We start from the raw sequence: 20,376 nt of genomic DNA, 5'->3' as shown, positions 1-20,376 counted from the left end.
CCATTACCTTTCAGGCATCGGGGATTCATGAAGGTCTCCGCGTGCTGAGAGGAAGAGATCCGTGTCGATTTCGAATGGGGCTGTCAGGGTGCTTGCTGCGCTTGTAGCAGCAGTGACGCTCACGTTGGCCGGACAAGCGAGTGCGTTCGCTGCGAGCCGCGCAGATGCTGGCGATATTTCAGGGCGTTCGACATCTTGGTTGAATGAAGAGCCGGAACAGACAGGTCCGGGGAGAGGTGCAGTGCAGTTCAGCCTTTCTCCGAATCACCACGTCAACTGCATGCTGTACAAGTTCCCACGACACCCCATCAAATCCTTCACATTTAAGGCGCAAGGGCGTTTCAGCGGAAAACTAAAAATGCTCTGTGGGACGGATTCCGGCTCCGGATATCGCCATATCAACTACAAGCACAAAGCGCAGTGGATCAAAAAGATGAATTTCCATCCAGGGCAGAGGGAGTCAAACTGGGATCAGTTCATGTTTGGGGCGACTCAGAGCACTCTCGATAAGCCTGTCAAGGTTACCGCGAAGAAGGGAAGCAAACTTGCTTTCGGAGGACGTGTGATTCAGAAGAAGATCGTGCGAGGCAAGGTGGTCAAACAGACAACCTGGGACACATGCGTCATCGTTTCGAAAAACCAGAAGACGATCATTACGTCCTACGTGGGGAAGTGCAAATGAGCGGGCACGGTCGGTACGAATCCTCGCACGGAGACGAGGTCTTCTTCGCGACGTCGTTCAGCGGACACACGTCTCGGGGGAACGGGGAGGACGCATCTGCCGTGCGTCAGCGTCGTCGAGTGTGGCTGTCCAGTGAGTACGGGACGGGTGTCCCCATCTGGGATGACGACGGCCTGTGTGATGCCGACGGCCTGATCTCAAAAACGCTGGAGCAAGAGATCGTCGCGTGGAGCGAGACGTTTGATGAGCTCTACGACCCGGAATCCGGTTGGCCGAATATTGCGATGCTCCGGGCACATTACGCGACAGCGCTCCGCCTGCATCAACGATTGGCTGCTGAACTGGCTGACGGATGGGAAGTCGGCTTCAGGTTCTGGGAGCGCAACGTGAGAGGTGTCGAGGTTCCGCCGGCGAGCATTGCGGCGGAGTCCTCCTGAGGGCGCAATCGGCTTCGCGCGGGAATGGTGCCACCCATGGCGAGTGTGATCAGGCGACGAAGAGGCGTTGCTCGATCGCGCGCAGGATCAGCTGAGATCGGTTTTTGGCCTGGAACTTCGCGCGGAGATTGTAGGCGTGGGACTTCACGGTCCACACGGACAGTCCGGTCATGGCGGCGATGCGCTCGTCAGTGTGACCCTGGCAGATGCGGGTGAGGATCTCACGCTCACGAGGCGAGACCGATACCGCGGAGCGATACTCACGCAGCCGCGAATCCCCACGCACCAGCACAGCCTCCGTGTCGATGCGTGAGATCTCCGACGTGCGTCCCGAGGCGGCAAGGAGCACGATCTGACGGAGTGTGTGTTCGGCCACCGACTTGTGGACTACTGCGGCCGCCCCTGCGCGCAGTGCTCCCGCGACGCGTTCCCCGAGCTCAGTGGTCGTCAGGACGAGGATGGTGGCGCTCGAGTAATACCGAAGCATCTCCGAGATCAGCTCGATCGCCGAGACCGGTCCGGGGATATTGAGAGCCATGACGACGGCATTCGGGCGAGCAGAGATCAGGGTCTCGAGGGCATCGGCGCCCGTGTGCGCCGGAGGGAGCAGAGTGAGAGATGAACTCCCCGCTAGTGCCGCAGTGATCGCACGCGAGGCCCAGGGGTCGTGATCGACGACCAGGACCCTGTTCGGCGCAGGGTCGGCCGAGCGCGGGTGAGGCGACCTCGACCGTGACATAGATCCACCGATCACGAAACAGTAATTACCAGAACGAAGTGTATCATTCATGAGGCATACCGGGATTTTGAGATCGCGAGCACACTCGAGTTCTTGCGAACGATTCTCATCAGCATTAGAGTGGTCAAGTTCCTCGTAGAAAGAGCTCCATGTCGCACTTCTCTGACGCGCTGCGCAGCGCGCACTCCTCGCTCACCGCTCCTTCCGCCTCCGGCCGCACCGGCCGCGGGCGCATCGTCACCGGCTCAGCCGTCGCGCTCGCCGCGGCGCTCGGGCTGGCGGGGTGCGCCTCGACGGGCTCGAGCGGCGACGAGACGGGGGACGGGCTCCGGGTGGTGACCACGACGACGCAGCTCACCGACTTCGCGCAGGAGATCGGCGGAGACGACATCGCGCTGACCGGCCTGCTGCCGGCGGGCGGTTCGGCACACCACTACGATCCGTCGCCCGATGACCTGCTCGCTCTGGGGCAAGCGGACGTGCTCATCGTGAACGGTGCGGGGCTCGAAACGTTCGTCGATGACGCGGTCGAGGCCTCCGGCTTCGACGGGACCATCGTCGATGCGAGTCAGGGCGTCGACCTCGCCGAAGCCGAGAAGATCACGACCGAAGCCGAGCATGAAGCCGGCGAGTCCCACGACCATGCCGAGGAGGGCGACGACCACGGTCATGATCACGACCACGCCGAGGAGGGTGAGGACGGGCATGATCACGCGGATGAGGGTGACGAGCACGATCACGACCACGGCCCGGTCAACCCGCACCTGTGGACCTCGCCCGAGTACGCGAAGGGCATGGCGACCGAGGTGATGGACGGACTCGTCGAGGCGGATCCCGATCACGCCGACGACTACACCTCTCGGGGTGATGCGTACACCGCGAAGCTCGATGAGCTCGACGCGTGGGTCGCGCAGGAGATGGCGAAGGTCCCCGAGGCGGATCGCATCATGGTCAGCGGGCACGACTCGCTCCGCTACTACCTGCACGACTACGACATCGCGTTCGCTGGGTCGATCCTGCCGTCGTTCGAGGACAACGCCGAGCCGAGTGCCGCGGAGATCGATGCGCTGGTCCACGAGATCCAGGAGCGCGGGGTGAAGGCCGTCTTCGTCGAGTCGTCGATGAACCCGAAGCTCGCCGAGACCATCGCGCAGGAGGCGGGCGTCGAGGTCGTCGACAGCGATGCGATCTACGCCGACTCCCTGGGCGCCGAGGACACCGACGCGGCGACGTATATCGGTGCGACCGTGCACAACACGAAGCTGATGCTCGACGCGTGGGGTGTCACGCCGGACGAGGTTCCGGCGGACCTCGAGTCGTAGAATGGCGGCTATGCCAGCCGCCCCAGCCCTCGCGCTCCACGATGCCGCGTTCGGCTACCAGGGGGTCACCAGAGTCGAGCATCTGACGGGAGATCTGCCCGCCGGAAGCGCGGTGGCGCTGATCGGCCCGAATGGATCGGGCAAGTCGACGCTGCTCCGCGGCATTCTCGGCCTCGCCGAGCTCACGGGCGGAGCAGTCGAGGTGCTCGGTACCTCGCCGCGGCAGGCGAGGCGATGGGTCGGATCGCTGCCGCAGGCCGACGGTCGCGACACGACGCTGCCCATCACGCTGCGCCAGGTCGTGACCATGGGGCTGTACCGTTCACTCGGCCCAGTGCGACCCGTCGGGGCGGCCGGCCGGCGTGCTGTGGAGCAGGCGCTCGAACGTGTGGGGCTCGCCGAGTTCGCGGCGCGCCGCTTCGGGGAGCTCTCGGGCGGACAGCAGCAGCGCGGCATTCTCGCGCGCGCGCTCGTCGCCGACCCTCGGCTGCTCCTCCTGGACGAGCCGTTCAACGGCCTCGATCGCGAGAACCGCGAGGTGCTGCTGGCGCTCGTGAACGAGCTGCGTGACGAGGGGCGCACGATCATCGTGTCGACCCACGACCTCGAGATCGCCAAGCGCGCGTGCACCCACGTTCTGCTGCTCGCGAGCGGCCACACGCCGAACCAGCCCGGCCACCCGGCGGCGTTCGGATCCCTCGATGAGGCGCTCACGCTGGAGGCGGTGGCGCACGCGTTCCAGGACACGACCGTCGAGCTCGACCATCACACGGTCACGACATCACGGGAACTCGAGTAGGCGTGGACGCCTCGCTCCTCGAGATCTTCGCACTGCCGTTCATGAGCCGCGCGCTCATCACGGTGGCGGTGCTCGCCGTTGCGGCGGGCGTGGTCGGTCTCTGCATCAGCTTTCGCGAACTCGAGTTCGTGAGCGACGGTCTTGTGCACGCCGTCTTCCCAGGACTCGTGGTCGGGTCAGCGCTCGGCGGCGTCGCCGGGGTGCTGCCGGGCGCGGTGGTCGCAGCGCTGCTCGCGGCACTGCTGTTCACGGTGCTCGAGTGGCGCGGCGGCGTGAGTTCGGACGCCGCGATCGCGGTCGTGCTCACCGGCATGTTCAGCCTCGGCGTCGTGATCGTGTCGCGGCAGGACGGGTACGTCTCCCAGCTACAGGAGTTGCTGTTCGGCCGATTGCTGACGGTCACGTCGACGCAACTGTGGCAGATCGTGGCGGTGGCCGCCCTGGCGCTCGTGATCATCGCGCTCACCTGGCGGGCTCAGCTCTTCCGCGCGTTCGACCCTGAGGGGTTCGCCGCCGCCGGCAACCGTCCTCTGGCGACGGATTTGTGGCTCGGCGCTGCGGTCGCGCTGCTCGTCGTCGCCGGCGTGCAGGCGCTCGGCGTCCTGATGGTGATCGCTCTGCTCACGGTGCCGATGGCGACGGCGAGGCTCGTCTCACGCCGGTTCGCCCTGCTCGTGCCGATCGCGATCGGGGTCCCGCTCGTCGCCGGTGCGACCGGCTTGTGGCTCGCCTTCGACTGGTCAGTGGTTGCTGGAGTCGCTGTGTCGCCCGGGGCGATCATCGTGCTTGTGCTCGTGGCGCTCTACGGTGTGGCCGTGGTCGCCGGCCTGGTGCGCGGAAAGATCGCGGGGGTCAGAGCGGGTGAGCGCGCATGAGCTACTTCGCGCTCGCCACGCTCGAGATCGCGCTGCTCGGGCTGCTTTCGGGCCTCGCCGGCACGCTGATCGTGCTGCGGCGACGCTCTTTCTTCGCGGTGGCGCTGAGCCACGCGACGTTCCCGGGTGGCGTCGTCTTCGCTGTACTCGGCTGGAACCTGCTGCTCGGGCAGGCGCTCTTCGCGGGGGTGCTCGTGGCGCTCATGACGCTGCTCTCGCGGGTGCCCGGCCAGGGGAGACAGGTGGCGAGCGGCATCGTGCTCGCGTTCGGGTTCGCGCTCGGAACACTGCTCTCCAGCATCCACGCGGGGATCGGCGTGCCCGTCGAGGCACTGCTCGTGGGCTCGCCGCTCGGCGTCTCCACGGCGGATGTGGCCGCGACGGGGGCGGTGCTCGTCTGCGGGTTGATCCTCTGCACCCTGTGGTGGCGGCGAATCCTGCTCCACACCTTCGACGCCGTAGGCTTCCGGGCCAGCGGATTCCGCGAGTGGCCCGTCGAGCTCGTCGTGACCGCCGTGATCGCGGCCTCCGTGGTGGTGGCCATGCCGGCGGTGGGCGCGATCCTCGGCGTCGCGATCCTCATCGGCCCTGCGGCGGCCGCCCGAGCGGTCGCGCCGAGCGTCGGGTGGATCCCCCCGATCGCCGCGGTGCTCGGTGTCGCATCGGGCGTCATCGGCCTGTGGGCATCCCGCGCGTTCGATATCGCAGCGGGTGGATCTGTCGGCCTCGCCGTCACCCTCGTCTTCCTCCTCGCGCTCGCCGTGCGCGCGCTTCGCTACGGTGGTACTGTGCTCGCGAGACGGCGGGGCGATGGGCCCGCGCCGCGTCGGGCGACGACGGAGGTTCGAGCAGGATGAGCGCACCGCAGCGGAACACGTGGCAGCGCGAGGCGGTGCGCGCGGCGCTCGCCGAGGCACGCGGGTTCGTGAGCGCCCAGCAGCTGCACCAGACCCTGCGCGACCACGGGACCACGATCGGTCTCGCGACCGTCTATCGGGCGCTCAGCGGACTCAGCGAATCGGGAGAGGCAGACTCCCTGCAGTCGCCCGAGGGCGAGAACCTGTTCCGCTCTTGCGTCATGGAGGGCCACCACCACCACCTCATCTGCCGGCGCTGCGGTGACACTCGCGAGCTGCAGGCCGAGGCCGTGGAGGAGTGGACGCAGAGGGTCGCTGCTGAGCAGGGTTTCGCCGAGATCGAGCACGTGGTCGACCTCTTCGGCGTCTGCGAACGATGCCAGCGTCTGCAGGCGGCCGCGGATTCCTGACACCCGTCCACAGGAATGAGACGACCTCGGTGCCACGAGTCCGGATGATGACGGGCAGGTAACGACTTCGTCGCGGAGTTCCACACAGGCGGCTCTCAGCAATAGGATTCTGCTCATGGCAGAGACGACAGTGGTGCGGGTACCCCGCGACAACCGGGAGCCCCTCGTGGTGATCGACGAGGTGAACAAGCACTACGGCGACCTGCACGTGCTGAACAACATCAACACGAGCGTGGCTCGCGGCGAGGTCGTCGTGGTGCTCGGACCGTCCGGTTCGGGCAAATCGACGCTGTGCCGCGCGATCAACCGCCTCGAGACGATCGACTCGGGCACCATCACGATCGACGAGAAGCCGCTCCCCGAGGAGGGGAAGGCGCTGGCCACGCTCCGCGCCGACGTCGGCATGGTGTTCCAGCAGTTCAATCTCTTCGCCCACAAGACGATCCTCGAGAACGTGACGCTCGGCCCGATGAAGGTACGCGGACTCAGCAAGAAGGACGCCGAGGAGAAGGCGATGCGGTTGCTCGACCGCGTCGGCATCGCGAACCAGGCGAAGAAGTTCCCCTCGCAGCTCTCCGGTGGGCAGCAGCAGCGCGCCGCGATCGCGCGTTCGCTCGCGATGGACCCGAAGTTGATCCTGCTCGACGAACCCACCTCGGCTCTCGATCCCGAGATGATCAACGAGGTGCTCGATGTGATGATCGGCCTCGCCAACGAGGGCATGACCATGGTCGCCGTGACGCACGAGATGGGCTTCGCCCGGCGGGCGGCCGACCGCATTCTCTTCATGGCCGACGGCCAGATCGTCGAGGAGGCGACTCCCGAGCAGTTCTTCACCGACCCCCAGACGTCTCGGGCGAAGGACTTCCTGTCGAAGATCCTCGGTCACTGACCGACTCCAGACCGACCATCCGGCCTCGCCGGAACACCAGAGAAAGGCAAGGACCCATGCGAATCCACAAGTACGCAGCAGTGTTCGCTGCGGCCGGGGCCCTCACGCTCGCGGGCTGCGCAGGCGGAGGCGGCGGTGAGGATCCGGCACCGGCCGAGGACGCCGAGTTCGAGGCGGGCACGACGATGGCCAGCCTCAACGAGGCCGGTTCCATCACGATCGGCACGAAGTTCGACCAGCCGCTGTTCGGCCTGATGGGCCCGAGCGGGGAGCCCGAGGGCTTCGACGTCGAGATCGGCAAGATCATCGCAGCGGATCTCGGCATCGAGGCCGGGAACATCGACTGGGTCGAGACGGTGTCAGCCAACCGGGAGCCGTTCATCGAGAACGGCCAGGTCGACATCGTCATCGCGACGTACACGATCAACGACGAGCGCAAGGAAGTTGTCTCGTTCGCCGGCCCCTACTACGAGGCGGGGCAGGATCTGCTCGTGCTCGAGGGTAACCCCGACGGCATCGAGGGCATCGAAGACGTCAAGGGCGAGAAGGTCTGCTCGGCGACCGGTTCGACCTCGGCGGACAACCTCCGCGCCGAGGGCGTCGAGGTGCTCGAGACGGACACCTACTCGAACTGCCTCGAGCCGCTGCGCTCGGGCGAGGTCGTTGCGGTCTCGACCGACAACGTGATCCTCGCGGGCCTCGCCGACCAGAACGAGGGCGAGTTCGAGGTCATCGAGAACCCGTTCACCTCCGAGCCCTACGGCATCGGACTGGCGCTCGATGACACCGAGTTCCGCAACTTCATCAACGACACGCTGGAGGCCTCCTACGAGGACGGCCGCTGGGCTGAGGCATGGGAGAACACGGCCGGCGCCGTTCTGAGCACGCCGGAACCCCCGGCAGTCGACCGCTACTGATTCAGACGGGCGGCGGGGGACCACCCTCGCCGCCCGATCCGATCCAACCGAGAGGATCAGCGCACCGTGGAAGTGCTGTTCGACAATATGGGCGCCGTGCTCTCAGGGTTCCTGATGACACTGCGGCTCCTCATCTTCGGGGGACTCGGGGCCATGGCGATCGGCCTCGTCGTCGCGACGATGCGCATCTCGCCCGTGGGCTCCCTCCGCATGTTCGCGACGGCCTACACCGAGCTCGTCCGGAACATCCCGCTCACGCTGCTGCTGTTCTTCATGACGTTCGTCCTGCCGCTCATCGTTGCCGAGCGGCCACCGTACGTCATTCTCGCGACGATCGGGCTCGCGATCTACACGTCGCCCTTCGTCGCAGAGGCACTGCGCTCCGGCATCAACGGAGTTCCGGTCGGACAGGCCGAGGCCGCCCGCTCGATCGGGCTCACCTTCGGCCAGACGCTGACGCTGATCGTGCTCCCGCAGGCGCTGCGCATGGTCATTCCTCCGCTCATCAACGTGTTCATCGCGCTGACGAAGAACACGTCGGTGGCCGGCGGGTTCTTCGTGACCGAGTTGTTCCTCACGGCGCGCACGCTCACGAACCAGTACGGCAGTGCGGTGATCGCGATCCTCGCCGGAGTGGCGGTCTTCTACCTCGTGATCACGGTGCCGCTCGGCCTCATCGCCGGACAGATCGAGAAGAAGGTGCGGGTGCTGCGATGAGTCAAGCGACAGTCCTCTACGACGCCCCGGGCCCGAAGGCCCGCCGGCGTTCACTGATCATCTCCATCGTCGGCACGCTTGCCCTCGTCGGTCTGCTCGCCTGGGTGGTGTGGACGCTCGGTCAGCCCCGCATTGCGGCGAACGGCAACGAGACGCCTGGTTCGTGGGACGCCTCGCGATGGGACATCGTAGCTGATCCCGTGTTTTGGGAGACGGTGGCCCGGGGAGCGTGGAACACGGTGCGCGCCGCCGCGACCGCCATGGTGGGCGCGATGCTCATCGGCGTCCTCTTCGCATTCGGCCGACTCGCCGACTCAAAGTTGATCCGCATTCCCACCACGGTCATCCTCGAGTTTTTCCGCGGCATGCCCGTGCTGCTCATGATGCTCTTCATCCTGCTCGTCGCGGCGAGCGGAGCATTCTGGGCCGTGGTCATCGCACTCGCGGTCTACAACGGCGCGATCATCGGCGAGGCGCTGCGCGCCGGCATCGTCTCCCTCGGCAAGGGTCAGCGGGAGGCCGGGCTCTCCATCGGGCTGACACCGGTGCGGACGAGACTGCTCATCGAGTTCCCTCAGGCATTCACGCAGATGCTGCCCGTCATCATCGCGCAGATGGTGGTGCTGCTGAAGGACACCTCGCTCGGCTACATCGTGGCCTATCCCGAGCTAGCTCGATCCGTCGCCAACATGGGCAACTACTACGGCAACCGCTATATGCTGACGCTCTGGATCGTGGGCGTCTCGGTGTACCTCGTCATCAACCTGCTCGTCTCCTGGATCGGACGTCGCACGCACCGTATGGCGGCGAAGCGCAGCACTCGCTGAGTTCGTATATGGAGGCAGTGGGAGACGCAGGCGCCGCCCCCGTGTACCGGGATCCGGTCACGGGGGCGGAGTTTCCGATCAGCGAGCCGAGGTGGCGGTCAGACGACGGGAACCCGCTCATGATCTCCGCCGGGCCGGGGATCGAGCGAGATCAGATCGACCTGACCGATCGGAGCCTGTGGCGATATCGAGCGGCGCTGCCCGTCGCGGTCGCCGAGCCGGTGTCGCTCGGCGAGGGCTGCACGCCCCTCGTACCGCGCGAACTCGCTGGTGGTCTGGCCCACTGCAAGCTCGAGTGGTTCAGCCCGACCGGCAGCTTCAAGGATCGCGGGGCGAGCGTCATGGTGTCGGTGCTGCGCGAACAGGGCGTGACCTCCCTCATCGAGGACAGCTCGGGCAACGGCGGCGCGGCGATCGCGGCGTACGGGGCCGCCGCGGGAATGGACGTGACGGTGTTCGCGCCGGCGAGCACCTCGCCAGCGAAGCTCGCCCAGGCGCGAGCATATGGCGCGACGATTGAACTCGTTCCGGGGCCGCGTGAGGCGTCGCAGCAGGCGGCGATCGACGCTGCGGGTGGTGGGCCGAGGTATGCGAGCCACAACTGGCAGGCCCTCTTCCTGGAGGGCACGAAGACTCTCGCCTACGAGATCTGGGAGGATTTCGGTTTCGAGGCTCCCGACCATGTCGTCGTACCGGTCGGTGCCGGGAGCAGCCTGCTCGGCTGCGCCCTCGGGTTCGCCGAACTCTTCCGTGCCGGCCACATCGCCCGGATGCCGAGTCTCCACGCTGCGCAACCGCTGAACTGCTCTCCGGTTGACGCGGCCTTCCACGGCGAGGCGGACCGGCCGGTCGCGCCGACGGTCGCCGAGGGGACGGCGATCCGGAATCCGCTGCGACTCGCTCAGATCCTCGCGGCGGTCCGCGATACCGGCGGGTGCACGATCGCCATCGCCGAGCCGGAGATCCTCGCAGCCAGGGCTGCGCTGGCCGCGCAGGGGCTGTTCGTCGAACCGACGAGCGCGACGGCCGCAGCGGCCTTCACGCACCTGCGTGGCCGCGGCATGATCCAACCGGGGGAGACGGCGGTCGTCGTGCTGACGGGAAGCGGACTGAAGTCACCCGCACCGTGATCCTCGTTCGGCGTCTGAGAGGATGATGGCTTCAGACAGAGGAGAGAGCGGGAGCGCATGCGCGGACTGAACGGGAAGCTCGTGGCGATCACCGGTGCCGCTGGCGCGATCGGTCGCGCGACCGCGCAGCGGTTCATCGAGGAGGGTGCTCGGGTCATCGCCCTCGACATCGACGGGGCAGCGCTCGAGTCGCTGCGCGAGGAGCTGCCTGGCCTCGCCGGATCGGGCCGCCTCGATGTCTCAGACCCCGAGAGCGTGACGGCGGCGTTCGAGACCGTGGAACGGGAGCACGGTGCCCTCGAGGTGCTCATCAACAACGCCGGAGTGAATGCCAGGCACCCGTTCACCGATATTCCGTTCGCCGACTGGCGCAGAGTGATGAGCGTGAATGTCGACGGCGCCTTTCTCGTCGCGCAGGCCGCCGCGCGACAGATGCGCGCCACCCGTCGCGGCGTGATCCTGCACACCGCCTCGACGAACGGCCTCGTCGGTTATCGGGACCACGCCATCTACAGCTCGGGCAAGGCGGCCGTGATCGAGATGTCCCGCGCCATGGCGCTCGACCTCGCTCCCGAGATCCGGGTGAACGCCGTGTGCCCCGGGTATGTGCAGACGCCGCTCATGACGGCGGGGGCGGAGCAGGCCGCGAGCATCCCGCTTCGTCGCTTCGGTCTTCCGGAGGAGGTTGCCGCGCTCTTCGCCTTCCTCGCCTCCGACGATGCCGCGTTCATCACGGGGCAGGAGTTCGTGATCGACGGAGGGGAGATCGCAGGGGGCATGCTCAGCGGGTTCGGCGCGGCGGCGACCTCTAGACTCGAACCATGAGTGAACTCGTGGTCTCATTGCCGAGCGCCGAACTTCGACGAGCCGTCGGCGACGTGGACGGTGTCACGTTCGTCGACTGGGATATGCAGGGCGATGCCCCGCGTGAACGGGTCGACATCGTCGTGCCGCCCTACATGTACGGCACGTCCCCGCTCGCGCAGCTCAGCGGTGTCGATGTGCGCCTCGTCCAGTGGCAGTCGATCGGCATCGACGGTGTCGCCGACGCCCTGCCCGTGGACGTGCCGTTCGCCAACGCGGCCACGGTGCACGAAACCTCGACAGCCGAGCTCGCGCTCGCGCTGACGCTCGCGGCCCAGCGGGGCATCCCGCGGTTCGTTCGCGACGCGGCAACCGGCACCTGGCGCAACGAATCACTGCTGAGTCTCGCCGATCGGAAGGTGCTGCTCGTCGGGTACGGCGGTGTCTCGCAGGCCATCGAGGCCAGACTCGAGGGGTTCGAGGTCTCGCTCACCCGCGTCGCACGCTCCGCTCGCCAGGCGGAGAACCTCGCCGGCGCAGCGGTCCCCGTGCACGGTATCGATGAGCTGCCCGCCCTGCTCGCCGAGGTTGAGGTCGTCATCGTCGCGGTACCGCTGACGGACGACACGCGTGGCCTCTTCGACGCCGAAGCGCTCGCCGCCATGCCGGACGGGGCGCTGCTCGTGAACGTGGCTCGCGGAGCGGTCGTGGACACCGGCGCCCTCGTCGCCGAGCTGCAGGCCGGGCGACTTCGGGCTGCGGTCGACGTGACCGACCCGGAGCCGTTGCCCGCGGACCACCCGCTGTGGTCGTGCGAGAACGCGCTGATCAGTCCGCACGTCGGCGGCGCGTCGTCGGCGATGGTGCCGCGGATGGCGCGCCTGATCCGGCGCCAGATCGCCCACCTGCAGTCAGGGGAACGCCCCGAGAACATCGTGCTCGGCAGCTGGGAGTAGCGATCGGTTTCAGCGGGCCGCTGCCGCCAGCAACTCGATGATGTGGCGGTAGCTCTCGCCGGTCGCGCGGGTCATGCCGAGCTCGCAGGTGCGATTGCACGAGGCATGCGCTGTCGCACCGAGCCCGCGAACTTCGGCTGCTTCAGCGGCGGTCGCCGACGCGGTGAGTTCTGGGTGGAGCATGCCGCGGTCGCCCGCGAACGCGCAGCACCCCCAGGCGTCGGGTACGGTGACGTGGTGCGCGACCGCTGAGGCGAGGGTGCGCAAGTCGTCGTCGATCCCGATTTGCCGCGACGAGCATGTCGGGTGCAGTGCGAGGGACTCGATCTGCGGCTCAAGGTTCACGCGCGGCAGGATCACCCGGGCGGTGAACGCCACAATGTCCTCCACCCGGACCGACGGCCCGAGCAGGTGGGCGAAGCCCTCGGTGCAGCTGCTCGCGTCGCTCACGACGGGCAGATCCGACCCTGCGAGGGCAGTGCTGACGCGGGCGACGGTGCTACGCCGATTGATCTCCGCGCCCCCGGTGTACCCCTTGGACGACCACGGCGTCCCGCAGCAGATGCCGTCCACACCATCGGGCACGATCATGCGGAGGCCCGCCAGTTCGAGCAGCTGCACGAATCCGTCCATGACGCCTCCGCCCTCCCCTGCCGGACCGAACATGCTGTTCACGCACGCCGGCACGTAGACGCCGACCGGGTCTCCGCCTCCCGAGCCCACGACCCGACCCAGCGAGCGACGCGACGGGCCGCCAGACGGAAGGTCTGATGAGTAGAGCGGGATCGTGTCGCTGCCGAGAGTGCGTCGTGCGACCTCGGTCGTTCCCCGCACGAGCGGTGCGGGGAGGTGACCGGCCGCCGTCAGCGCGGCCGCACCGGCACGCGTCACGGGTCCCCACGCGCGTGCTGCGCCGCTCCACGCGGCGGCGAGCGGCGGAGCCGCAGATTCTTGCCGGAGCCGCCTCACGAGCGCGCCCGTGTTGATGCCGACCGGGCACGCCGTCTGGCACATGCCATCGACCGCGCAGGTCTGCACCCCGTCGTAATCGAAGTCGCGCTCGAGAGCGTCGGCGAGGGCATCGTCGCCACGCAGGCGAGCAGATGCCGTTGCGCGGAGCGCGACGATGCGCTGCCGCGGGGTGAGGGTGAGGTCGCGGCTCGGGCAGACGGGCTCGCAGTAGCCGCACTCGACGCAACGGTCCACCTCGGACTCCACCGCTGGGTTGAGCTTGATGTGGCGCATGTGCGCATCGGGGTCGTCATCGAGGATAACCCCGGGGTTCAGCACGCCAGCGGGGTCGATCAGTCGTTTGATCTCCCACATCACGTCGGTGAGTTCGTCGCCGTACTGACGGCGGACGTAGGGCGCCATCGCACGCCCCGTACCGTGCTCGGCCTTGAGGTTCCCTCCGGCGGTGAGCACCAGGTCGACCAGTTGCTCGGTGAAGCCGTGGTACCTGCTGAGTGCCTCATCGCCGGCGAACCGGTCGGTGAGCATGAAGTGGATGTTGCCGTCTTTGGCGTGGCCGAAGATCACGGAGTCGGCGTATCCGAATCTGGAGAAGAGGTCCTGGAGGGACCCGCAGGTGTCTGCGAGGCGGGCGGTGGGGACAACGATGTCTTCGAGGAGCGCGGTTGTTCCGCTCGGCCGCGCGCCGGCCACCGAGGCGTAGAGCCCTTTCCTGAACGACCAGGCACGGTGTCTGGCGTCACGGTCAGCGCTCAGCGACGGTGGTTCGAGGAGCGGTTGTGCGGCGAGCAGCCCGGCACCGTTGCGGGTCTGCTCCGCGAGTTCCGTGGCGTCGTCGGCGCGGTATTCGACGAGCAGTGCCGCGTGCTCCTCCGGAGCGAAGCCGCTGATCTCGGCGGGGGCTCCGGGGAGACGCTGGCCGACTCGGATGGAGGTGGCGTCCATCAGCTCGAGCGTCGCAGCGCCGGAGTCGACGAGCTCGGGGAGTGCTCGCGTCGCGGCGTCGAGGGTGGGGAACACGACGAGACCGGTGCTCGTGAGCGATGCCACGGGGACGGTGCGGAACGTCGCCTGCGCGACGAAGGCCAGCGTGCCCTCGGACCCGATGATGAGGCGCTGCAGGATCTCCACCGGTGCGTCGCAGTCGAGCAGGGCGTTCACGCCGTACCCCATGGTGTTCTTCAGTGCGAATCGCTCGCGAATGATGCGTACTGACTCCGGGTTGGCACGCACGCGGCGCTTGAGCCGATCGAGGCCAGCGTGAAGCTCTGGTTCGCATGCCCTGAGGCGCGCATCCGCGTCCGGTTCAGCGGTGTCGATGCGCGTGCCGGAGGGCAGCACCAGCACCATCGACTCGAGGGTGCGATAGGTGTTGTGCTCGGTGCCGCAGGCCATGCCGCTCGAGTTGTTGGCGATGACCCCGCCGACGGTGCAGGCGGACTCGCTGGCCGGGTCGGGCCCGAGCCGGCGACCGTGTCTGTATAGGCGCGCGTTCACCTGAGCGATCGTGACGCCGGATGCGACGCGCACACGCTGCCCGTCGTCCAGGATCTCGATGTCGCGGAAGCGCTGCCGTACATCGACGATGATGCCCTCGCCCGAAGCCTGACCCGACAAGCTGGTGCCGCCCGACCGGAACGTTACCGGCCGACGGGTCTCCGTGGCGACGCGCAGAATCCGGCCGACCTCGTCCGCCGTCTCCGCGATCACCACCGCTTCGGGAGTCAGCAGGTAATGAGAAGCATCGCCCGCATACGCTGCCACATCGAGTGCTCGGGTGCGCAGTCGAGCGGGGTCGGCGAGGGCGTCGGCGAGTGCTGATCCTGTCATGAGGGTTCTCCTCCGTTGTGCGTGATCCCGATCGCCCTGGCCGGGGTCGATGTCGCGGCCGCGAGCGCCTCAGACCGTGGCACACCGGCATCGATGGAGTTCTGCACTGCGCGGTCCAGGGTGAGCGTCGATCCGGCGAGCGTCTCGGTGCCGGTGAGTACCGGGCGGCCTGCGGAGACGTCGACGTCGAGGTTCCCGAGCCGGTAGGTGCCATCGCCGAGGCCCGTCGCCGACATGGCGTCGGTGACCAGTGCGATGCGCCCTGGTGCGGCGGCGAAGAGCGTGCGCACGACGACGGGGGCGACGTGCAGTCCATCGGCGATGACCTCGAGCGTCACGTGGTCGCGCGCGAGCGCAGCGCCGACCGGGCCGGGGGCACGATGCCCGAGTCCCGGCATAGCGTTGAAAGCGTGGGTGAGCACGCTGGCGCCGTGGTCGAAGGCTTCGCTAGCGGTGTCGAGGTCGGCTTCGGTGTGCCCGACGGCGACGGTCACACCCGCGGCGCTGAACCGTTCGATCGCATCGAGGGCGCCAGGAAGCTCGGGAGCGATCGTCACGAGGCGCAGCAGCCCTCCGCCGGCCTCGATCAGCGCTTCGACCGTTGCGGGCGTCGGCGCCTCGAGCGCCGATGGATCGTGCGCTCCGCAGCGCGACGAGGCCAGGAATGGCCCCTCGAGGTGCACGCCGAACGCTTCTGGCAGCCCTGGGATCAAGGTGCTCAGGGTATGCAGCCTGCGCGCGAGCTTGGCGGGAGGCGCGCTGACGAGGCTGAGCAGCATTCGCTCGGTGCCGTGAGCCCGGTGGTGCGCGAGGGCGGCGGTGATCCCACTGGCATCGGCGGTATCGAAGTCGAACCCTGCGGCCCCGTGGCAGTGCAGGTCGATGCCGCCGGCGATCATGCCAGGCCGCCGGGTTCGATGCGCTGCCACTCGGGTTTGTTCGCCGCGGTGTGGCGATAGTAGTCGATGAGCTGGAGTTCGGATGCGGCCGTTTCATCGACGATCACCGTCGCGTGACGGTGGAGCTGCAACGCGGACCCCGGCACGAATGCGGTGAGCGGCCCTTCGACGGCTGCGGCGATCGCCGCAGCCTTGCGCGGACCCTGGGCGACGAGCAACAGGCGGCGCGCGTCGAGAATTGTGCCGAGGCCCTGCGTGAGACAGTGCATCGGCACCTCTTGCCCCTGGGGAAAAAACCGGGCGTTGTCGGTGCGGGTCTGCGGCGCGAGCGTTTTCACTCGGGTACGTGAGGCGAATGATGAGGTCGGCTCGTTGAATCCGATGTGTCCGTTCGCACCGATGCCGAGGATCTGCACGTCGATGCCGCCGGCCGTCGCGATCGCGGTCTCGTAGGTCTCTGCCGCTGCCTCGAGATCGGTGGCGGTGCCGTCGGGCACCTGCACGCGCGCCGGATCGAAGCCCAGCGGACGCACGACATCACGGTCGATGGTCGTTCGATATGACTGGGGATCGTCGGAGGCGAGTCCAACGTACTCGTCGAGGGCGAACCCGCGCGCCCGGGCGAAGGAGACCTCGCCGGTATCGACGCGACGCCTGAGGTCAGCGTAGACGCCCTGCGGGCTGCTACCGGTTGCGAGTCCGATGGTCGCCTCGGGGTGTGCGGAGACCAACGACGCGATCTGAGTTGCCGCGATGCGCGCCACGTCGGCGGCGGTGGGGAGCAAGATGACTTCCATTTCAGCCTTCCCGCGCCAGGGTCAGTGCCTCGCGGACGGCGCCGCCGGAGCTGCCCAGCAGCTCGGCGGCGCGCGCGGCTTCGCAGTCGGCGAGGATCATGACGATAGCCGTCTTCGCGTGCAGGCCCGCCGCATCGAGAGCGGCCGCGGCGCGCTCGTCCGTGGCGCCGGTCGCCTCCACCACGATGCGGCGCGCGCGGTCCTTGAGCTTCACATTGGTGGGGCGCACATCGACCATGAGATTCTCGTAGACCTTTCCCGTGCGGATCATACTGCCGGTGGAGATCATGTTGCAGACGAGCTTCTGGGCTGTGCCTGCCTTGAGGCGCGTGGAGCCCGTGAGTACCTCGGGCCCGGTCAGCACTTCGATCGCGATATCCGCATCCGCGCTGATCGCTGCGGAGGGCGTGCACGATACCGCCACGGTCGCGGCGCCGACCGAGCGGGCGTGCCGCAGGCCGCCGAGCACGTACGGCGTGCGGCCGCTCGCCGCGAGGCCCACCACGACATCGTTGCTCGTCACCCCGTGCGCCACCAGATCGGCGACACCCCGATCCTCTTCGTCCTCTGCGCCCTCCACGGCGCGGACGAAGGCCATCTCGCCGCCCGCGATGAGCCCGAGCACCTCGGAGGGGTCGGTGCCGAAGGTCGGCGGGCACTCGACGGCGTCAAGCAGTCCGATCCGGCCGCTCGTACCCGCGCCGAGGTAGATGAGCCGACCGTCTCGCGCTCGGGCTGCCGCGACCGCGTCGACGGCGCGCGCGATCTCGGGGAGCGCAGCTGCGACCGCGTCGGGCACGCGACGGTCCTCGTCGCTCATGAGGCGTAGGAGATCGACGGAGTCGAGGGTGTCGATGTGTGCGGTCATGGGGTTGCGTGCCTCCGTTGCGAGAGCACCGATCGCGGCACGCCCGCGTGGATCCTGGTGGTTCATGCTGCAGTCCTTTCGCAGTCGAGAAGTGATTGCCGATGCCCGCGGAGTGACTTGGTCATTCGCACGTCCACACCACACCAGTTTGCGCGCGTATGCGTTCGGCCGCGCCGAAAGCGGCGAGATGCAGCGACCCATCGAGCGGGTCGCCTGCGGCCTCGAGAATGCGAGCGTCGGGATCGTGGCGTTCGATCTCCTCGCGGAACCCGTCGATCAGCAGACTCCCCGCGCGGACAAGGCCACCAGTGAGCGCCACCGAGAGGTGATCGCCGTTCGGCAGATCCGGCGTCGCACCGGGCGCCCCGGGGAATCGGGCGCGCGCTGCGCTGATCGCGCTACGAGCGGCTTCGCGACCGGCGTCGCGCAGCAGTTCCGAGGCGGACCGGTCGCCGTCGCGGGCGACCGCAGCGATGTCTACCGCGAACTCGGCGAGGAGTCCGGCGCGATCTTCGCGCGTGTAGAACTGCGCAGGCCAAGTGGCGGGTGGCCCGAAACGACGCGCGGCAGCAGTCAGGAGTGCCTGTCCGCTCGGATCGACGCCGTCGTGGGCGCGCAGCGCGTGCGCGAGGGCGCGGCGCCCGAGCCAGGCTCCGCCGCCGCGGTCGCCGAACAGGTGGCCCCACCCGTCGGAGCGCGTCCACTCAGGAGCCCAGGTACCTTGCGCATCGGGCCCGGAGTGCGCAAGGGCGATGGCTCCGGTGCCGAGCGCCGTGATCGCACCGCCTCGGCCCCCGAGGGCACCGAGATGGGCGGTCACGGCATCGATCGCCGCGACCACGGGAATCCCGAGGCGCATCCGAAGTGCATCGAGCGCGGGTGCCGGATCCTCGGCCACAGAGGCGATGCCGGTCGACCCGATGCCGATGCCGAGGATCTCGCCGAAGTGATCCGGCCAGGCGTCGGCGGCGGATGCGATCAGCTCGTGCGCCACGCGCATGCCGGTGCTCCCGCCCGCACCGACGCCGATGCGCGGACCGGTGACTGTCGCATCGGCCGTCGCACGGCCGAGATCGTCGACCGAGCCGAGCGCCACACGGCTCCCGCTCCCGCCGATATCGACGCCCAGCACGTACCCGGTCACGAGGTGCTCACGCGTTCCCGCATGGCCGGAGCCGGGTGGCGCAAGGAGAGGAGGCCGCCGAGGACGCACGTGACGATGACGCCGAGCAGCGGGTACCACTGCCATGCGACCCAGACCTCGCCGGTCACGTACTTCTCCATGACGAAGAGGAACGCGTTGACTGCCACCGCCGCGGCGAACCCGACGTTGGCGTCGACTGCGTTCGCTCGTCGGTTGAAGATGCCGAAGATGAACGCGCCGAGCAGCCCCCCGTAGGTGATCCCGGCAATGCCGAGCGCGAGGATGACGATGCTGCCGGAATCGGATTCGAAGACCGTGGCGGGGAGAATGAAGGCGATCCCCCATCCGATCGTCGCCCAGCGTCCGACTCGGAAGCCCTGCTCGTCGGTCATCGGGGTGCGCTTCAGTCGAGCGTAGACATCGTTGACGGTGGAGGACGACAGTGCGGAGAGCGACGAGGAGAGCGTCGACATCGCTGCCGCGAGAATGCCGGCCAGCAGTAGCCCCGAGACGCCCGTTGGCAGGCCCTCGATGATGAAGAGCGGGAAGATCTCGTCGTCGCGGGTGAGGCCGAGTTCGGTCGGTGTGGCCTGGCCGTAGTAGGTCCAGAGTGCGAGACCCACGGCGAGGAAGATCGCGAACTGCACGAACACGATGAGTCCCGACCAGATCAGCGCCTTCTGCGCCTCGACCTTGGTGCGGCAGGACAGGAGGCGCTGCACGATGATCTGATCCGACCCGTGAGATGCCATGGCGAACACGGCGCCGCCGATGAAGGACGGGAGGAACGAGGCACTGGACGAAATCGGATTGCCCTCGAAGACGAAGAGGTTGGTCTTGCCTGCCTCAACCGCGTCGGTGACCCACCCACCGCCCACGGTCGCGGTGACGATGATGATCGCGAGGATGCCGCCGACGACGTAGAGCAGCATCTGTGCCACGTCGACCCACACGACGGCCTTGATGCCGCCGATGAAGGTGTACAAGATGGTGACGAGCGACAGCACGACGATGATGACGAAGTAGCTCGTGTGGATCCCGAAGCCGTCGAGGATGACCTTGAGCGGAATCGCGGCCGCGAGCACCCGCACCCCGTCGGCGAGGAGCCTGGTCACGAGGAAGGTGAGGCCGGCCGTTGTCTGCGTCGACTGCCCGAATCGCTTGCCGAGATAGGCGTACGCGGTGATCATCTCGCCGTCGTAATAGCGGGGCAGCATGAGGAACGCGACGATGACGCGGCCGAGAATGTAGCCGAAGCCCAACTGCAGGTAGTTCAGATCGCCGAGATAACTCATGACCGGGATGCCGATGACCGTGAGGGCGCTGGTCTCGGTGGCGACGATGGACAGGCAGACTGCCCACCAGGGGAGGGTGCGCCCACCGATGAAGTAGTCCTTGAGGTCTTTCTGCTTCCCGCTCAGGACCAATCCCAGCCACGCCGTTGCGACGAGATAGGCCACGATCACCAGGAGGTCGATGATCTGCATGGTGTCTCCTTCATT

Annotated in this window: 21 protein-coding genes; 14 read left to right on the top strand and 7 right to left on the bottom strand. The window is 67.7% G+C overall.

The window, feature by feature from the left end; translation table 11 throughout:
* Window positions 1–61 precede the first annotated feature (61 nt).
* Window positions 62–682, top strand: a complete 621-nt coding sequence (locus K8P10_RS14710) for a hypothetical protein (RefSeq protein ID WP_224779628.1) — start codon at window positions 62–64, stop codon at window positions 680–682.
* Window positions 679–1,119: a hypothetical protein gene (locus K8P10_RS14705; RefSeq protein WP_224779627.1), complete on the top strand. Its 441-nt coding sequence runs from the start codon at window positions 679–681 to the stop codon at window positions 1,117–1,119. Before K8P10_RS14710 ends, K8P10_RS14705 begins: the two co-directional genes overlap by 4 nt.
* Window positions 1,120–1,168: 49 nt before the next feature.
* On the opposite strand, the gene K8P10_RS14700 is transcribed toward K8P10_RS14705, so the two are convergent.
* Complete coding sequence (locus K8P10_RS14700) at window positions 1,169–1,858, bottom strand: response regulator transcription factor (RefSeq protein WP_224779626.1); 690 nt, start codon at window positions 1,856–1,858, stop codon at window positions 1,169–1,171.
* Between the two features lie 149 nt (window positions 1,859–2,007).
* Between K8P10_RS14700 and K8P10_RS14695 the strand changes: the two genes are divergently transcribed.
* The 12 genes from K8P10_RS14695 to K8P10_RS14640 all read left to right on the top strand — a co-directional run bounded on the left by K8P10_RS14695 (window position 2,008) and on the right by K8P10_RS14640 (window position 12,364).
* Entirely contained in the window at window positions 2,008–3,180 is a 1,173-nt protein-coding gene (locus K8P10_RS14695) for a metal ABC transporter substrate-binding protein (RefSeq protein WP_224779625.1), read from the top strand.
* A gap of 10 nt (window positions 3,181–3,190) precedes the next feature.
* The gene (locus K8P10_RS14690) at window positions 3,191–3,979 is read left to right on the top strand and encodes a metal ABC transporter ATP-binding protein (RefSeq protein ID WP_224779624.1); all 789 of its coding nucleotides are present in this window, start codon (window positions 3,191–3,193) and stop codon (window positions 3,977–3,979) included.
* Between the two features lie 2 nt (window positions 3,980–3,981).
* Window positions 3,982–4,854, top strand: coding sequence for a metal ABC transporter permease (locus K8P10_RS14685; RefSeq protein ID WP_224779623.1), 873 nt, complete (start codon window positions 3,982–3,984; stop codon window positions 4,852–4,854).
* Window positions 4,851–5,711, top strand: coding sequence for a metal ABC transporter permease (locus tag K8P10_RS14680; RefSeq protein WP_224779622.1), 861 nt, complete (start codon window positions 4,851–4,853; stop codon window positions 5,709–5,711). Before K8P10_RS14685 ends, K8P10_RS14680 begins: the two co-directional genes overlap by 4 nt.
* Window positions 5,708–6,121, top strand: coding sequence for a Fur family transcriptional regulator (locus tag K8P10_RS14675; protein ID WP_224779621.1), 414 nt, complete (start codon window positions 5,708–5,710; stop codon window positions 6,119–6,121). The genes K8P10_RS14680 and K8P10_RS14675 overlap by 4 nt, the downstream gene beginning before the upstream one ends.
* A 115-nt stretch (window positions 6,122–6,236) precedes the next feature.
* Complete coding sequence (locus K8P10_RS14670; protein ID WP_224779620.1) at window positions 6,237–7,013, top strand: amino acid ABC transporter ATP-binding protein; 777 nt, start codon at window positions 6,237–6,239, stop codon at window positions 7,011–7,013.
* Between the two features lie 56 nt (window positions 7,014–7,069).
* The gene (locus K8P10_RS14665) at window positions 7,070–7,930 is read left to right on the top strand and encodes a glutamate ABC transporter substrate-binding protein (RefSeq protein ID WP_224779619.1); all 861 of its coding nucleotides are present in this window, start codon (window positions 7,070–7,072) and stop codon (window positions 7,928–7,930) included.
* 66 nt (window positions 7,931–7,996) lie between these two features.
* A complete protein-coding gene (locus K8P10_RS14660) occupies window positions 7,997–8,647 on the top strand; it encodes an amino acid ABC transporter permease (RefSeq protein WP_224779618.1) in 651 nt (216 codons plus the stop codon).
* Window positions 8,644–9,474, top strand: a complete 831-nt coding sequence (locus K8P10_RS14655) for an amino acid ABC transporter permease (protein WP_224779617.1) — start codon at window positions 8,644–8,646, stop codon at window positions 9,472–9,474. The genes K8P10_RS14660 and K8P10_RS14655 overlap by 4 nt, the downstream gene beginning before the upstream one ends.
* A 17-nt stretch (window positions 9,475–9,491) precedes the next feature.
* Window positions 9,492–10,604 carry a pyridoxal-phosphate dependent enzyme gene (locus tag K8P10_RS14650; RefSeq protein ID WP_224779616.1) on the top strand — a complete coding sequence of 371 codons (1,113 nt, stop codon included), beginning with the start codon at window positions 9,492–9,494 and terminating at the stop codon, window positions 10,602–10,604.
* Between the two features lie 57 nt (window positions 10,605–10,661).
* Window positions 10,662–11,429 (top strand): SDR family NAD(P)-dependent oxidoreductase, encoded by a 768-nt coding sequence (locus tag K8P10_RS14645; RefSeq protein ID WP_224779615.1) that lies wholly within the window; start codon window positions 10,662–10,664, stop codon window positions 11,427–11,429.
* Window positions 11,426–12,364: a 2-hydroxyacid dehydrogenase gene (locus tag K8P10_RS14640; protein WP_224779614.1), complete on the top strand. Its 939-nt coding sequence runs from the start codon at window positions 11,426–11,428 to the stop codon at window positions 12,362–12,364. The genes K8P10_RS14645 and K8P10_RS14640 overlap by 4 nt, the downstream gene beginning before the upstream one ends.
* 9 nt (window positions 12,365–12,373) lie before the next feature.
* On the opposite strand, the gene K8P10_RS14635 is transcribed toward K8P10_RS14640, so the two are convergent.
* From K8P10_RS14635 to K8P10_RS14610, 6 genes are read right to left on the bottom strand one after another with little or no spacing between them, the layout of a single operon-like run.
* Window positions 12,374–15,166, bottom strand: coding sequence for an FAD-binding and (Fe-S)-binding domain-containing protein (locus K8P10_RS14635; protein ID WP_224779613.1), 2,793 nt, complete (start codon window positions 15,164–15,166; stop codon window positions 12,374–12,376).
* A complete protein-coding gene (locus K8P10_RS14630; RefSeq protein WP_224779612.1) occupies window positions 15,163–16,095 on the bottom strand; it encodes an N-acetylglucosamine-6-phosphate deacetylase in 933 nt (310 codons plus the stop codon). Before K8P10_RS14630 ends, K8P10_RS14635 begins: the two co-directional genes overlap by 4 nt.
* Window positions 16,062–16,862, bottom strand: a complete 801-nt coding sequence (gene nagB, locus K8P10_RS14625; RefSeq protein ID WP_224779611.1) for a glucosamine-6-phosphate deaminase — start codon at window positions 16,860–16,862, stop codon at window positions 16,062–16,064. The genes K8P10_RS14630 and nagB overlap by 34 nt, the downstream gene beginning before the upstream one ends.
* Before the next feature lies 1 nt (window position 16,863).
* Window positions 16,864–17,796, bottom strand: coding sequence for an N-acetylmuramic acid 6-phosphate etherase (gene murQ / locus K8P10_RS14620; RefSeq protein WP_224779610.1), 933 nt, complete (start codon window positions 17,794–17,796; stop codon window positions 16,864–16,866).
* 55 nt (window positions 17,797–17,851) lie between these two features.
* Entirely contained in the window at window positions 17,852–18,874 is a 1,023-nt protein-coding gene (locus tag K8P10_RS14615) for an N-acetylglucosamine kinase (RefSeq protein WP_224779609.1), read from the bottom strand.
* On the bottom strand, window positions 18,871–20,361 hold the full coding sequence (locus tag K8P10_RS14610) for a sodium:solute symporter (protein ID WP_224779608.1): 1,491 nt from the start codon (window positions 20,359–20,361) through the stop codon (window positions 18,871–18,873). The genes K8P10_RS14615 and K8P10_RS14610 overlap by 4 nt, the downstream gene beginning before the upstream one ends.
* Between the last annotated feature and the right edge of the window lie 15 nt (window positions 20,362–20,376).

It is taken from the genome of Leucobacter sp. Psy1 (assembly GCF_020096995.1).
Classification (GTDB): domain Bacteria; phylum Actinomycetota; class Actinomycetes; order Actinomycetales; family Microbacteriaceae; genus Leucobacter.
Note: the sequence above shows the minus strand (reverse complement) of the source record. Positions and strands in the feature narration are given on the sequence as shown.

Coding starts and splice junctions, on each gene's coding strand:
- K8P10_RS14705 (WP_224779627.1), top strand. CDS start 679: ATGAGCGGGCACGGTCGGTACGAATCCTCGCACGGAGACGAGGTCTTC.
- K8P10_RS14700 (WP_224779626.1), bottom strand. CDS start 1,858: ATGTCACGGTCGAGGTCGCCTCACCCGCGCTCGGCCGACCCTGCGCCG.
- K8P10_RS14695 (WP_224779625.1), top strand. CDS start 2,008: ATGTCGCACTTCTCTGACGCGCTGCGCAGCGCGCACTCCTCGCTCACC.
- K8P10_RS14690 (WP_224779624.1), top strand. CDS start 3,191: ATGCCAGCCGCCCCAGCCCTCGCGCTCCACGATGCCGCGTTCGGCTAC.
- K8P10_RS14680 (WP_224779622.1), top strand. CDS start 4,851: ATGAGCTACTTCGCGCTCGCCACGCTCGAGATCGCGCTGCTCGGGCTG.
- K8P10_RS14675 (WP_224779621.1), top strand. CDS start 5,708: ATGAGCGCACCGCAGCGGAACACGTGGCAGCGCGAGGCGGTGCGCGCG.
- K8P10_RS14670 (WP_224779620.1), top strand. CDS start 6,237: ATGGCAGAGACGACAGTGGTGCGGGTACCCCGCGACAACCGGGAGCCC.
- K8P10_RS14665 (WP_224779619.1), top strand. CDS start 7,070: ATGCGAATCCACAAGTACGCAGCAGTGTTCGCTGCGGCCGGGGCCCTC.
- K8P10_RS14655 (WP_224779617.1), top strand. CDS start 8,644: ATGAGTCAAGCGACAGTCCTCTACGACGCCCCGGGCCCGAAGGCCCGC.
- K8P10_RS14645 (WP_224779615.1), top strand. CDS start 10,662: ATGCGCGGACTGAACGGGAAGCTCGTGGCGATCACCGGTGCCGCTGGC.
- K8P10_RS14640 (WP_224779614.1), top strand. CDS start 11,426: ATGAGTGAACTCGTGGTCTCATTGCCGAGCGCCGAACTTCGACGAGCC.
- K8P10_RS14635 (WP_224779613.1), bottom strand. CDS start 15,166: ATGACAGGATCAGCACTCGCCGACGCCCTCGCCGACCCCGCTCGACTG.
- nagB (WP_224779611.1), bottom strand. CDS start 16,862: ATGGAAGTCATCTTGCTCCCCACCGCCGCCGACGTGGCGCGCATCGCG.
- murQ (WP_224779610.1), bottom strand. CDS start 17,796: ATGAACCACCAGGATCCACGCGGGCGTGCCGCGATCGGTGCTCTCGCA.
- K8P10_RS14610 (WP_224779608.1), bottom strand. CDS start 20,361: ATGCAGATCATCGACCTCCTGGTGATCGTGGCCTATCTCGTCGCAACG.